Source organism: Actinacidiphila sp. bgisy167 (genome assembly GCF_057707665.1).
Genome location: NZ_JBYIQP010000007.1, coordinates 1 through 13,890 on the forward strand (window position 1 = coordinate 1; position 13,890 = coordinate 13,890).

The 13,890-nt window shown below is 73.0% G+C and carries 10 protein-coding genes; all 10 read left to right on the forward strand.

The annotated features are described in order from the left end of the window. Positions 1–329: 329 nt before the first annotated feature. The 10 genes from AC3ET4_RS04285 (at position 330) to AC3ET4_RS04330 (ending at position 13,885) form a co-directional block, all read left to right on the forward strand. Positions 330–1,505 carry an ROK family transcriptional regulator gene (locus AC3ET4_RS04285; RefSeq protein WP_431946238.1) on the forward strand — a complete coding sequence of 392 codons (1,176 nt, stop codon included), beginning with the start codon at positions 330–332 and terminating at the stop codon, positions 1,503–1,505. 134 nt (positions 1,506–1,639) lie between these two features. Beyond that, entirely contained in the window at positions 1,640–2,977 is a 1,338-nt protein-coding gene (locus AC3ET4_RS04290; protein ID WP_431946042.1) for an ABC transporter substrate-binding protein, read from the forward strand. Next, a complete protein-coding gene (locus tag AC3ET4_RS04295) occupies positions 2,977–3,924 on the forward strand; it encodes a carbohydrate ABC transporter permease (protein ID WP_431946044.1) in 948 nt (315 codons plus the stop codon). Before AC3ET4_RS04290 ends, AC3ET4_RS04295 begins: the two co-directional genes overlap by 1 nt. A gap of 5 nt (positions 3,925–3,929) precedes the next feature. Beyond that, complete coding sequence (locus AC3ET4_RS04300; protein ID WP_431946046.1) at positions 3,930–4,835, forward strand: carbohydrate ABC transporter permease; 906 nt, start codon at positions 3,930–3,932, stop codon at positions 4,833–4,835. Next, entirely contained in the window at positions 4,832–6,094 is a 1,263-nt protein-coding gene (locus AC3ET4_RS04305) for a 6-phospho-beta-glucosidase (protein ID WP_488175904.1), read from the forward strand. The genes AC3ET4_RS04300 and AC3ET4_RS04305 overlap by 4 nt, the downstream gene beginning before the upstream one ends. Next, on the forward strand, positions 6,085–7,101 hold the full coding sequence (locus AC3ET4_RS04310) for an N-acetylglucosamine kinase (RefSeq protein ID WP_431946048.1): 1,017 nt from the start codon (positions 6,085–6,087) through the stop codon (positions 7,099–7,101). The genes AC3ET4_RS04305 and AC3ET4_RS04310 overlap by 10 nt, the downstream gene beginning before the upstream one ends. A gap of 296 nt (positions 7,102–7,397) precedes the next feature. Beyond that, a complete protein-coding gene (locus AC3ET4_RS04315) occupies positions 7,398–8,717 on the forward strand; it encodes a hypothetical protein (protein WP_431946050.1) in 1,320 nt (439 codons plus the stop codon). Between the two features lie 17 nt (positions 8,718–8,734). Then, positions 8,735–9,775 carry a glutamate ABC transporter substrate-binding protein gene (locus AC3ET4_RS04320; protein WP_431946052.1) on the forward strand — a complete coding sequence of 347 codons (1,041 nt, stop codon included), beginning with the start codon at positions 8,735–8,737 and terminating at the stop codon, positions 9,773–9,775. 76 nt (positions 9,776–9,851) lie between these two features. Beyond that, positions 9,852–11,108 (forward strand): hypothetical protein, encoded by a 1,257-nt coding sequence (locus AC3ET4_RS04325; RefSeq protein ID WP_431946054.1) that lies wholly within the window; start codon positions 9,852–9,854, stop codon positions 11,106–11,108. Further along, a complete protein-coding gene (locus AC3ET4_RS04330; RefSeq protein ID WP_431946056.1) occupies positions 11,105–13,885 on the forward strand; it encodes a serine/threonine-protein kinase in 2,781 nt (926 codons plus the stop codon). Before AC3ET4_RS04325 ends, AC3ET4_RS04330 begins: the two co-directional genes overlap by 4 nt. Positions 13,886–13,890 lie beyond the last annotated feature (5 nt).

Genomic DNA, 13,890 nt, shown 5'->3' on the forward strand with positions numbered 1-13,890 from the left:
CGCGCAGCCGCTGGCCCCGGCGCCGTCGCCTTCCCAGCCGAGCACCGTCAAGTAGCGGACAGCGGCCACCAAGGGGCGCCGGTCACCGACCGGCGCCCCTTTTCCCTGCCCGCCGCCGGTGACGCTTCGGCGCCCTCCCGGCACAGGCCCTTGACGCTCCGGCCACGGGCCCCTACGGTGCTCGCACACCAACAGGAAAGTTTCCTAACCACTACTGCGCTCATCAGGCACGCGCGAGCCGTCGCAAGGAGGAGGGCGAGACCGTGGCCGGTCCCCCCACGAGCCCGGGAACGCCCGGCATCCCCGGCACACCGCGGGTGCTGCGGGCGATGAACGACCGCGCCGCTCTCGACCTTCTCATCGAACACGGCCCGCTCTCCCGCACCCGGATCGGCAAGCTCACCGGTCTGTCCAAGCCCACCGCCTCCCAGCTGCTCGCCCGTCTCGAGGCGGCCGGACTGGTCCTCGCCACCGGTACGACCGCCGGACGGCCGGGGCCCAACGCCCAGCTGTACGCCGTCAACCCCGCGGCCGCGCACGTCGCCGGCCTCGACGTGACCACCGACCGCATCCGCGCCGCCGTCGCCGACATCACCGGCCGGGTGACCGGCGTCTTCGAGCTCGCCACCCCCGGCCGGGGACGGCGCGGCCTGGGCGGCGCCGTCGAACAGGTCGTCCAGGCCGTCGACGGCGCGGTCACGGACGCCGGACTGCACCTGGCCGACCTGCACCGGGTCGTCGTCGGCACCCCGGGCGCCTTCGACCCCAGCACCGGCCGGCTGCGCTACGCCAGCCACCTGCCCGGCTGGCACTCCCCCGCCCTCCTGGACGAACTGGCCGCCGCCCTGCCCGTTCCCCTGGAGTACGACAACGACGTGAACCTCGCCGCCGTCGCCGAGCAGCGGCTCGGCGCGGCCCGGGGCCACGACGACTTCGTCCTGCTGTGGAACGAGGAGGGCATCGGCGCGGCCATCGTGATCGGTGGCCGGCTGCACCGCGGCTGGACGGGCGGGGCCGGCGAGGTCGGCTTCATGCCGGTGCCGGGAACCCCGCTGGTCCGGCACGTCGCCAAGGCCAACGCCGGCGGCTTCCAGGAACTGGCCGGCTGCAACGCGGTGCTGCGCATCGCGCGGGAGCTGGGACTGCCCGTGCCGCGGGGGTCGCAGGCCGAGGGCGCCTCGGCGCTGCTCGCCGCCGCGGCGGAGTCCGGTGACTCCGGTGGCGACGCGCACACGGAACTGCTGCGGCGCTTCGCCACGGGGCTCGCCGTCGGGCTGGCCTCGCTGGTGACCGTCCTCGATCCCGGGCTGATCGTCCTGGCCGGCGGGGTGATCGCCGCGGGCGGGGAGCCGCTGCGCTCCCTGGTCCAGTCCGAACTGGCCGAACTGGCCGTGCCCCGGCCCCGGCTGGTGCTCGGCGGCGTACCGGACGACCCCGTCCTCTCCGGGGCGCTGCAGAGCGCCCTGGCCACCACCCGCGACGAGGTGTTCGACACCTCGCGCTGACCGCGACAGCCCACCCGCCGCACCCCCTGCCGCACCACCCGCACTCGCACCCGCACACAGCGGACGGACCCCCTGGGTCCCTCCGCCGGTCTCGCACACCCCCGAACCGCCCGAAGTCCCCCGGAGGAAGCGAAGTGTCCGGTACCACCAAGACGGCCGCGGCCGCTGTCGCGGCAGCCGCCGCGATGACCCTGTTGACGAGCGCGTGCACGGGCTCCGCCAACACCACCGCAGGCGACGACCCCACCAAGGACGTGACCATCACCTTCTGGCACGGCTGGTCCGCTCCCAGCGAGGTGAAGGCCATCGACGCCAACGTCAAGGCGTTCGAGAAGGCCCACCCCACCATCCACGTCAAGGTGCAGGGCAACATCACCGACGACAAGATCAACCAGGCGCTGCGGGCCGGCGGTCCCAACGCCCCCGACGTCGTCTCCTCCTTCACTACTGACAACGTCGGAAAGTTCTGCTCCTCCAACGCCTTCGCCGACCTGGATCCGTTCCTGGAGAAGTCGGACATCGACCCGGCCGCGACCTTCCCCGAGCCGATGCTGGAGTACACCCAGTTCGAGGGGAAGCGCTGCACACTGCCGCTGCTCGGCGACGCCTACGGCCTCTACTACAACAAGGACGCCTTCAGGGCCGCCGGCATCTCCGCCCCGCCGAAGACGCTCTCGGAGTTCAAGGCCGACGCGGTCAAGCTCACCAAGAGCAAGGGCGACTCCTACGGTCAACTCGGCTTCATGCCGAACTTCCACGGCTACGAGTCCACCGCCATGCACCTGGCCGCACAGTGGGAGGCGGAGTACTTCGACGCCGAGGGCAGGTCGAACATCGCCAAGGACCCGGGGTTCGCCGTCATGTTCACCTGGCAGCAGGACATGGTGAAGGCGCTCGGCGGTTACCGGAAGCTGGAGAAGTACCGGTCGTCCTTCGGTGACGAGTGGGGCGCCAAGAACCCCTTCCACACCGGCCAGGTGGCCATGGCCATCGACGGCGAGTGGCGGGCCGGCATGGCCGAGGAGGCCGGTGTGCCGTTCGAGATCGGCGTCGCCCCCTTCCCCGTGCCGGACGACCAGGCCGACACCTACGGCAAGGGCTACCTGTCGGGCACGATCATCGGCGTCGCCAACACCAGCGCCAAGAAGAACGCCGCCTGGGAGCTGGTGAAGTACATGACCACCGACACCCGCGCGGTGGTGGGCTTCGCCAACGCCATCCACAACGTGCCGTCCACGCTTGCGGCCCTGAAGTCGCCGGAGCTGGACGCTGATCCCCACTTCCGCACCTTCGTGGAGATCGCGCAGAACCCCCACAGCACCACCACCCCCGCCAGCGTCAACGGCGGCACCTACCAACTGACGCTGCAGGACTTCGGCTACGCCTATGAGGCGGGCAAGCAGACCGACCTGGCCGCCGGCCTCAAGGGCGTCGACGAGCAGGTCGACAAGGACATCGCGCAGGCCCGCTGATGACCACCGTCCACCCGATGCTGAGGGCGAGGCGCCGCCGTGAGGCGCTTCGCACCCTCGCCTTCATGTCGCCCTGGGTGATCGGCTTCGGCGTCTTCTTCGCCTATCCCCTGGTCTCGACCGTCTACTTCTCCTTCATGAAGTACGACGGCTTCACGGCGCCGACCTGGAACGGCGTCAGGAACTGGTCGTACGTCTTCGGCGACTACCCGTATCTCTGGCCGGCCCTGCGCAACACCCTGTGGCTGGTCGTGGTCATGGTCAGTCTGCGGGTCGTGTTCGGGCTCGGGATCGGGCTGCTGATCACGAAGGTCAAGACGGGTGCGGGGCTGTTCCGCACCGCGTTCTACCTGCCCTATCTGGCCCCGCCGGTCGCCGCGACGATGGCCTTCGCCTTCCTGCTCAACCCCGGCACCGGACCGGTCGACCACCTGCTGGACACGGCCGGCCTGCCCACGCCCGGCTGGTTCAACGACCCGTCCTGGTCCAAGCCCGCCCTCACCCTGCTGGCTCTGTGGGGCATCGGCGACCTCATGGTCATCTTCATGGCGGCGCTCCTCGACGTGCCCAAGGAGCAGTACGAGGCCGCCGAGCTGGACGGGGCCGGTCCCTGGGCGCGGTTCCGCTACGTCACGCTGCCGAACATCTCCCCCATCGTGATGTTCGCCGTCGTGACCGGGGTGATCCAGACGATGCAGTACTACACGCAGCCCCTGGTCGCCGGAAAGGTCGCCAGCGGCGTCATCGGCGGTTCTGGCCAGCAGTTCGAGCCCGGCTACCCGGACAAGTCCACGCTGACGCTGCCGCAGCTGGTCTACAACCTCGGCTTCCAGCGCTTCGACACCGGTGCGGCCTGTGTCGTCGCCCTCGTGCTCTTCGCGTTGGCCATGGCCTTCACCGCGCTCCTGATGCGCCGCCGCAGCGGCTTCCTGACGGCGGAGGACTGACGCCGATGACCACTCACGCCACCCTCGCCCCTTCCGCCACGACGCCCGCCACCGGCCTCCCCTCCGGCGCCCGGCGCGCGGCCGCCCGCAGGGCGGCACTGCGCTGGATCGCGGTGCACGCCCTGGGGATCGCCGCCGCGCTCTTCTTCGTCCTTCCGTTCGTCTTCGTTCTTCTCACAGCGGTGATGAGCGACAACCAGGCCCTCACCCGCGACCTGTGGCCGAGGACCTGGGAGTGGGGGAACTTCGCCACCGTCTGGGACACCCCCGGTTTCCTCACCTGGTGGCGCAACACGCTGCTGTACGCGGGCCTCGGGACGGTGCTGACCGTCGTCTCCAGCACGCCGGTCGCCTACGCCCTGGCAAGGTTCCGCTTCCGCGGGCGCCATCTGTCACTGATGCTCGTGATCGCCACGATGATGCTGCCCCCGCAGGTCGTCATCGTGCCCATGTACTTGTTCTGGGCGAAGCAGTTGCACCTGTCCGGCACCCTGTGGCCGCTGATCATCCCGATGGCCTTCGGCGACGCCTTCACCATCTTCCTGCTCCGGCAGTTCCTGCTCACCATCCCCAAGGAGTACACCGACGCGGCGAAGGTCGACGGCTGCGGCGAACTGCGCACGATGCTGCGCGTCGTGCTGCCGATGGCGAAGCCGGCCATCGCGGCAGCGGCGCTGTTCCAGTTCTTCTACTGCTGGAACGACTACTTCGGCCCGCAGATCTACGCGAGCGAGAACCCCGCCGCCTGGACCCTGAGCTACGGCCTGGAGTCCTTCAAGGGCGCGCACCACACTGACTGGAACCTGACGATGGCCGCCACGGTGCTGGTCATGGCACCCGTGATCGTCGTCTTCTTCTTCGCGCAAAAGGCCTTCATCGAAGGCGTGACATTGACGGGAGTCAAAGGTTGAAGCTCGCGGTCGTGGGCGGCGGGTCCACGTACACCCCCGAACTCATCGACGGGTTCGCCCGTCTGCGGGAGACCCTTCCGGTCGAGGAACTGGTCCTGGTCGACCCCGCCGAGGACCGGCTGCGACTGGTCGGCGGGCTCGCCCGGCGCATCCTCGCCCGCCAGGGCCACCCCGGCACCGTGACCACCACCACGGACCTGGACGCGGGCGTCCACGGCGCCGACGCCGTCCTGCTGCAGCTGCGCGTCGGCGGCCAGGCCGCCCGGGCGCAGGACGAGGCATGGCCGCTGGAGTGCGGCTGCGTCGGCCAGGAGACGACCGGCGCGGGGGGACTCGCCAAGGCGCTGCGCACGGTGCCGGTGGTGCTGGACATCGCCGAGCGGGTCCGGCGGGCCGCCCCCGACGCCTGGATCATCGACTTCACCAACCCCGTCGGCATCGTCACCCGCGCCCTGCTGCAGGCCGGGCACAAGGCCGTCGGCCTGTGCAACGTCGCCATCGGCTTCCAGCGGAAGTTCGCCGGGCTGCTCGGCGTGGCGCCCGAGCAGGTCCACCTCGACCATGTGGGCCTCAACCACCTCACCTGGGAACGCGCGGTGCGGATCGGTGGCCCGGCCGGCGAGGACGTGCTGCCGAAGCTGCTCGCCGAGCACGGCGACGCCGTCGCCGCCGACCTCCGTCTGCCGCGCGCGGTGCTGGACCGGCTGGGCGTGGTGCCCTCCTACTACCTGCGCTACTACTACGCCCACGACGAGGTCGTGAGGGAGCTGCGCACCCGGCCCTCCCGGGCCGCCGAGGTGGCCGCCATCGAGACGGAGCTGCTGGAGATGTACGGGGACGAGACCCTCGACGAGAAGCCGGAGCTGCTCGCCCGTCGCGGCGGCGCCTACTACTCCGAGGCCGCTGTGGCCCTCGCCTCCTCCCTGCTGCGGGACACCGGCGACGTGCAGGTCGTCAACGCCCTCAACAACGGAACCCTCCCCTTCCTCCCCGACGACGCGGTCATCGAAATCCCGGCCACCGTGGACGCGAACGGGACGCGCCCGCTGCCCGTGCCGCCCCTGGAGCCCCTGTTCGCCGGGCTGGTCGCGAACGTCACCGCCTACGAGGACCTGGCGCTGACCGCCGCCGTGCACGGCGGACGCGACCGGGTCTTCAAGGCCCTGCTGTCGCACCCCCTCGTCGGCCAGTACGAGTACGCCGAAGCCCTGACCGACCGTCTGATCGCGCACAACAGGGAGCACCTCGCGTGGGCCTGAACCCTCTCGTCGCCGACGGCGTGCTCGCCGTCGACGCGGGCAACAGCAAGACCGACGTCGCACTCGTCGCCGCCGACGGGACGGTGCTCGGCACCGCCCGCGGCGGCGGGTTCCAGCCGCAGACCACGGGCACCGAGGCGGCGGTCGAGGTGATCGCCCGCATCGTCGGGCGGGCGGCCGCCGCCGCCGGCCTCTCCCCGCGCCCCGGGCAGCCGCTGGTGCGGCACGTCTCCGCGTGCCTGGCCAACGCCGACCTGCCCGTCGAGGAGCAGCAGCTCGAGAGCGCCGTCCACGCCCGCGGCTGGGGCGAGGGCACCCGCGTCGCCAACGACACCTTCGCTCTGCTGCGCGCCGGTGTCGACGAGCCCCGCGGGGTCGCCGTGGTGTGCGGCGCGGGCATCAACTGCGCGGGCATGCTGCCGGACGGCCGTACGGCGCGCTTCCCCGCCATCGGCCACCTGTCAGGCGACTGGGGAGGCGGGGCGGGCCTGGCCGACGAGGCCCTGTGGTGGGCGGCGCGCGCCGAGGACGGGCGCGGCGGCGCCACCGCGCTCGCGGCCACGCTGCCCGGGCACTTCGGCCTGACCTCGATGTACGCACTGATCGAGGCGCTGCACCTGGGGCACATCGCCCTCGCCCGCAAGCACGAGCTGACGCCCGTGCTCTTCGCCACCGCGCAAGGCGGCGACCCGGTCGCCCGGGCCATCGTGGAACGGCAGGCCGAGGAGATCGTGGTGATGGCCACGGTCGCGCTGCGCCGGCTCGGCCTTCTCGACGAGGAGACCGACGTCGTCCTCGGCGGCGGGGTGCTGGCCGCCCGCCATCCGCTGCTGCTGGACTCCGTGACCTACCTGCTGGCCGTCTCGGCGCCCAAGGCGGCTCCCAAAGTCGTCACATCGCCGCCGGTCCTCGGCGCCGCACTATTGGGCCTGGACCGCACCGGCGCGCCCGCCGAGGCGCACACGCGGCTGCGGGCGCGACTCGAAACGGTGGGCTCCGTGGCATAACCGGGCGTACGCCGGGGAACCGAACACACTCACCCATGCGTGGTGATTCCCAAGGCGGTGGTGCGCGGGGGACCCTGCGGGCGGCAGACAGGCGGTGCGGACCGCAAGATCCACCCAATCCCTGGGTGGATGTCGGTGACGACGGCCATACTGCTGGTCATGGGCTCGTCGCGCGTACGCGCGGGGGAACGGGTCGGGGGGAGGGCCGGCAGGTGACACGGACGCCGATGAGGACGCAGTCGCCGACCGTGCGGGCGGACACACCCGCACCCGGCGGCGGGCGCCCACGGGCTTGGGTGGAACGGCCGCGCGCGTGGCGCGCCGCGGCCACCACGGAACCTGGACGGCTGCGGATCATCGGGGCGCTGCTGGCCCTGCTCGTCGTCGCCTTCGGCGCGGTGACGGCCTGGCAGATCACCGAACGGGCCGCCGCGGCCGACGACGTGATCCGGCACAGCGGGCCGCTGAGCGCCCGCGCGGCGGACATCTACCGCTCGCTCGCCGACGCGGACGCCACCGCCGCCGGCGGCTTCCTCGCCGGTGGCGACGACCCCGAGCAGGACCGCGAGCGCTACACCCGTGACATCCGGATCGCCTCGCGGAACATCGCGGAGGCGGCGGCCAGTTCGCAGGACTCGACGCAGGCGCGGGCCCGCCTGGAGCGGCTGAACGAGCGGCTGTCGGTCTACACCGGCCTGGTCGAGCGGGCCCGCGCCAACAACCGCCAGGGCTTCCCGGTGGGCGGGGCGTACCTGCGGCGCGCCAACGAGATGATGAGCGACGAGATCCTTCCGGACGCCAAGCAGCTGTGGACGTTCGAGACCGCGCGGCTGAACGCGGACTACGAGGACGCCGGGAGGCGTCCGCTGGCCGCCTGGGCGCTCGGCCTCGCCGCGCTCGCCGCGCTGGTGTGGGCGCAGCGGCGCTCGTACCGGCGGACCCGACGGGTGCTCAGCCCCGGCATGCTGGCCGGCACGGTGGCCACCGCCGCGGTGCTGCTGTGGCTGGTCGCGGGGCACAGCGTCGCCCGCGCGCACCTCGAGGACTCCCACACACACGGGGCGCAGTCGCTGCAGGTCCTCAACGAGGCCCGGATCCAGTCCCTGCAGGCCCGCGGCAACGAGAACCTGACGCTCGTGGCCCGCGGCGCCGGGGACGCCTACAGCGCGGCCTACGACGAGCAGTTGCAGGGCCTGGCGGGCACGGAGGCCGACGGGCGCACGGGCCTGCTGGCGCAGGCGCTCCACCTCGCCGACGACGAGCGGGGCCGGGGAAGCGTCACCTCCGCGATGAAGGCCGCGAAGGCCTGGTGGGAGCTGCGCGGCGAGGCCCGCGAGAAGGAGGACGCGGGCGACTACCTGGACGCCGTGGCGCAGACGATCGGCGGCACGTACGCGGACGGCAGTCGGCCCGAGCAGTACACCGGCTTCTGCTTCGACCGGGTCGACAGCGAACTCGCCCGTGCCGTCGGCCACGAGCAGCGCGAGTTCGAACAGGCCGCCGCCGAGGGGCGCGGCGCGCTGGACGGGCTGGTTCCGGGGGCCGCGCTGCTGGCGGTGCTCGGCGCCGCGGGCGCGGTGCTCGGCATAGGGCGCCGGCTGTCGGAGTACCGATGAGCGGGGGGAGTCCGCCGATGGGACGTGTGAAGGAGCACGAGGAGGGCGGGCGGCGCGTGCGGGGCTGGGCGGCCGTGGGCTGCGCGGCCGCGTTGGTCGCGGCCGCGTTGGTCGCGGCCGCGGCCGCCGGCGCCGTGCTGCCGCCGCGGGAGGGCACGGGGCCGGAGCAGCCGGAGACGCGAACGGCGGCTGCCGGGACACCCGCCGTCGCGCCGGCGAACGCCGCGGCCGATGACGACTGCGGCGGCCACCCGGAGGCGAGCCTGCGGCCGTCCGCGGCGAGCGGTCCGGCGATCGAGCGGATCAGGAAGCGCGGCAAGCTGATCGTCGGGGTCGACCAGAACGGCTACCGCTGGAGCTACCGCGACCCGGTCTCCCGGAAGATCGTCGGTTTCGACATCGACCTGGCCAAGGCCATCGCCGAGGACATCCTCGGCAGCGAGGACGCCATCGTCTACAAGAGCGTGCCGACGGCCAAGCGCTTCGACGCCGTCAACGAACGCGACGTGGACATGGTCGTGGGCACCGTGAGCATCACCTGCGAACGGATCAGGAAGCGGCACATCGCCTTCTCCACCGCCTACTTCGAGGTCGGTCAGCAACTGCTGGTCCCCCGTCAGGGTTCCACCGTCAGGGGGTTGGACTCCTCCGTGAGCGGGAAACGGATCTGCTTCGCGCGGGGCAGCACGGCCGAGAGCGAACTGGAGAAGGTGAAGGACCGGCTGCGGCCCCGCGTCGTCCTCGTGGACAGCCAACTGGACTGCCTGGTGAAGCTGCAACTCGGCGAGGCCGACGCCGTGTTCACCGACAACGCGCTCGGCGCCGCCCAGGCCGCCCAGGACCCGGCGGTGCGGCTGGTGGGCACCCCGGTCACCACCGAGTACTACGGCGTGGCGATGAACGAGCAGGACACAGACCTGGTGCGCCGGGTCAGCAAGGTGCTGGCGGACTACCGCGGCGGGGGGCCGGACAGCCGGTGGATGCGGGCATACCGTAGCTGGCTGGAGGCGGACCTTCCGGGCGTCACCGGGCCGCCGAAGCCGCTCTACAGGGACTAGGGCAGCGGGAAGCACGGGAGACCGGCGGGGAAGGGAGGAAGGTGCGATGGCGGTCGCGGGACCATCGGGACCGGCGATGAGCCGTGAGGACGTCGACCGCGCCCTGGCCCGGCTCGCGGACGAGCGGGACGCGATCGAGGCGACCCTGCTCGCCCTGCAGGACCACTCGGGCCGCAGGCTGCTGGAGGGCGCGGAGCTCAGCGGTGCCACCAAGGAGCGCTGGGCCGCCGCCGAGCAGGCCATAGCCCTGCTGTGGGCGCACTTCGACGCCTACAGCGAGGCCCTGGCCACCGCCCGGGGCCTGCGCGGCCGCCGCCGCTGGCCCACCCAGAGCGAACTGCGGGAGCTGACCGAGTTGCTGCGCGGCAGCGGCGTCACCGTCTCCGGCGGTGCCGTGCCGGAGGCCGCACGGGGTCTGACCGGTCCGGCCCGGCTGAGCGAACGGCTCAGTCTGGAGCAGCTGCTGGCACGGATGAACGAATGGTACGCGCAGGTGCTGGAGGTGGTGTCCGCCGCCGACGCGGTGTGGTCGGCGCTGCCCGCGCGCATCGACCTGCTGGTCGCGGAGGCGCACCGCATCCGTGCCCTCGCCGAGTCCGTCGGGGTGCGCCCCGGCACCCATCCCGCGGGCGACGACCTCGCCGGAATGCTGGACTCGCTGGCCGTGCTGCGCGTCGAGGTCCTCTCCGACCCACTCGCCTTCTGGTCGGGCGGCCGGCCCGACACGGGCCGCTACGACCGGGCCGGGAGGGCGCTGGAGGACATACGGCGTGAGGTCGAGGCCGTCCTGCACGTCCGTGACGACGCCGACCACCGGCTGACGCGGCTGCGGGACGTCCTCTCGCGCGCCGACCTCACCCTCACCGAGGCACGCAGCGCCCGCGTCGAGGTGCTCGCCAAGATCGCGGCCTCGGAGGTGCCCGCGGTCAGCGGCGCGCCGGTCGCGCTGCAGGAACAGCTCTCCGCCGCCGTCGACCTCCGCAGGAGCGGTCAGTGGCACCTGCTGTCGCCGCTGCTGGACGGTCTCGAACAGCGCGCCGACGACGAGTTGCTGCGCGCCCGCGACTCGCTGACCGCGGTCACCGCGCCGCTGGCCGTCCGCGCCGAGCTGCGCGGCCGGCTCGACGCCTATCGGGCCAAGGTGGCGCGCCTCGGCATGGCCGAGGACCCGCTCCTGATGGAGCGGTACGACCACGCGCGGCGTCTGCTGTGGAGCGCGCCGTGCGACCTGCGTGCCGCGGAGAACGCGCTGCTGCGCTATCAGCAGGCCGTCGCCGAGGCACTGGTGCCGGGACAGCCGAAAGCCGCCGACCACAGGGGGGATGCACGATGAGCTGTCAGCGTCCTGGCTGCGACGGGACGATCGAGGACGTGGGGGGCGGCGCGTTGTTCTGCGACACGTGCGGGCTGGCGCCGCTCGCCGCCGAGGCGGGGACGGCCGCCGGCCGGGGCGGGCGGGCGGGGTCGCCGCCTGCCTCGCAGCGGTCGCAGCCCTCGCATCCGTCGCAGCCGTCGCAGCCGTCACAGCCGTCCGGTGCCGCCGGGACCGGACCGGGCTCCGGCGTCTCCCCACGGCCCTCGGGCTCCCCACAGCCTTCGGGCTCCTCCCGGACCTCGGGCTTCTCCCGCGCTTCCTTCCGTTCCTCGCGCCGTTCGGTGTCGGGACGGCTGTCCCGTTCCCTGAGCGGCGGCACGAGCGGCGCCGCCTCCGTCTCCGTGCGCAGTTCGCACTCGGGCGCCGGCGGGACCACGCGCGGCAAGCTGGGCGCCGGCCTGGTGGCCGTACCCCCCATCCCCCGTCCCGACCCGGCGGCCGCCGTGCTGCGCGACCCGCAGGTCCCCGAGCGGAAGCGGTTCTGCAGCAAGGGCGACTGCGGGGCTCCGGTCGGGCGGAGCCGAGGGGACCGCCCCGGGCGCACCGAGGGCTTCTGCACCAAGTGCGGCCACCCCTACTCGTTCACGCCCAAGCTGCGGGCGGGCGACGTGGTGCACGGGCAGTACCAGGTGGTGGGCTGCCTGGCGCACGGCGGGCTGGGCTGGATCTACCTGGCCGTGGACCGGGCGGTCAACGACCGCTGGGTGGTGCTCAAGGGCCTGCTGGACACCGGCGACGAGGACGCGCTGGCCGCGGCCGTCTCCGAGCGCCGCTTCCTCGCCGAGATCGCACACCCCAACATCGTGCGGATCTACAACTTCGTCGAGCACCTCGACCCGCGGGGCGGCACCCTCGACGGCTACATCGTCATGGAGTACGTCGGCGGCAAGTCCCTCAAGGAGATCGCCAACGAACGCCGAGGCGCCGACGGCAGACGTGAGCCGCTCCCCGTCGACCAGGCCATCGCCTACGCCATCGAGGCGCTGGACGCCCTCGGTCACCTGCACAGCCGCAACCTGCTCTACTGCGACTTCAAAATCGACAACGCCATCCAGACGGAGGACCGGCTGGAACTCATCGACATGGGCGCCGTCCGCAGGATGGACGACCTGGACAGCCCGATCTACGGCACGGTCGGCTACCAGGCGCCCGAAGTGCCCGAGTTCGGCCCCTCCGTCGCCTCGGACCTCTACACGGTGGCGCGGACGCTGGCCGTGCTCACCTTCGACTTCCAGGGCTACACGAACGCGTTCGCGGACAGCCTGCCGGACCCGGACGGCATCGAGGTCCTCTCCCGCTACGAGTCCTTCTACCGGCTGCTGGTCCGCGCCACCGACCCCGACCCGGGTCGGCGCTTCGCCTCGGCGGAGGAGATGAGCGAGCAACTGCTGGGCGTGCTGCGCGAGGTCGTGGCGCTCGGCACCGGCAAGCCGCGGCCCGCGCTGTCCCCCTTGTTCGGCCCGGAACTCGGGGTCCCCGACACCGGTCTGCTGCCGCCCGCCAAGGACGCCTCCGCCCTCGGCGACCGCGGCCAGAAGGGCTCCGGCGGCCGCCGCAGCGGCACCGCGGCGGCCCTTGCCCCCTCGGCCCCGGACGCGCCGGCTCTGCCCGCGTCGCCGCCCTCCGTCACCGGTGGCCACAGCGCCGGTGGCCACGGCGCCGGTGGGCACAGCGCCGGTGGCCGCGGCACCGGTGGGCACAGCGCCGGTGGCCGCGGCACCGGTGCGGCGAAATCCCCGTTCACCATGCCGGCCCAGCGGACCGCTCCGGCGCCCGCGGCGACCGGGCCCGCCGTCTCGCCGCTCGACGTGCGGGCGGCGGCGCTCTCGCTCCCCGTACCGCACGTCGACCCCGCCGACCCCAACGCCGCTTTCCTGACCGGGCTCACGGCCGCCGCGCCGTCCGAGCTGGTGGCCGCGCTGCAGGCGGCACCGGTGCGGTCCCCCGAGCTGAGGCTGCGCACGGTGCGGGCCCGGCTCGAGGGCGACGACGCGCCCGCGGCCCTCGAGGAACTGCGCGGACTGCGGGAGGAACTGCCCGAGGACTGGCGCGTGGTGTGGCACTGCGGCCTGGCCGCGCTCGTCACCCGCGACGACGGCGCCGCGGCGCTGTCCTTCGACGCGGTCTACGACGCCTTCCCCGGCGAGATCGCTCCCAAGCTGGCGCTGGGCGTCTGCGCCGAGGTCCTCGGCCAGTGGGACAACGCCACCGAGTACTACCGGCTCGTGTGGACCACCGACCAGAGCCATGTGAGCGCGGCCTTCGGCCTGGCCCGTGTGCTGCTCACCACGGGCGACCGGGCCGGGGCGGTGACCACGCTGGAGTCGGTCCCCGCGTCCTCCATCCACTACACCGCCGCACGGGTCGCGGCCGTCCGCGCCCGGCTGCGCGGACGCGCCCCGCGGGAACCGCTCCTGGACCACCTGCGGGCCGCGGCCCGGCAGGTGGAGGACCTGCAGCGGCTGGGCCTCGACACGCGGCTGCGCGAGCAGTTGGCCACCGAAGTGCTGGGCAGCGCGCTGGACTGGGTGCTGGCCGGGCGGCAGGGCGCGGCCGGCCCCCTGCCGGCGGAATCCGCCACGCCCGGGCTCCTGGGCCGGGACCTGGACGAACGGGGGCTGCGCTTCGGCCTGGAACACTCGTACCGGGTACTGGCCCGGCTCGCCGACCAGGGCCGCACAAGGATCGATCTGGTGGAGCGCGCCAACCGCTTCCGCCCCCGGACGTGGGTGTAACCGCC

Bases quoted from the DNA above. Each gene is read 5' to 3' on its own strand.
- AC3ET4_RS04285 (WP_431946238.1), top strand. From the start codon at position 330: ATGAACGACCGCGCCGCTCTCGACCTTCTCATCGAACACGGCCCGCTC.
- AC3ET4_RS04295 (WP_431946044.1), top strand. From the start codon at position 2,977: ATGACCACCGTCCACCCGATGCTGAGGGCGAGGCGCCGCCGTGAGGCG.
- AC3ET4_RS04300 (WP_431946046.1), top strand. From the start codon at position 3,930: ATGACCACTCACGCCACCCTCGCCCCTTCCGCCACGACGCCCGCCACC.
- AC3ET4_RS04320 (WP_431946052.1), top strand. From the start codon at position 8,735: ATGGGACGTGTGAAGGAGCACGAGGAGGGCGGGCGGCGCGTGCGGGGC.
- AC3ET4_RS04325 (WP_431946054.1), top strand. From the start codon at position 9,852: ATGAGCCGTGAGGACGTCGACCGCGCCCTGGCCCGGCTCGCGGACGAG.
- AC3ET4_RS04330 (WP_431946056.1), top strand. From the start codon at position 11,105: ATGAGCTGTCAGCGTCCTGGCTGCGACGGGACGATCGAGGACGTGGGG.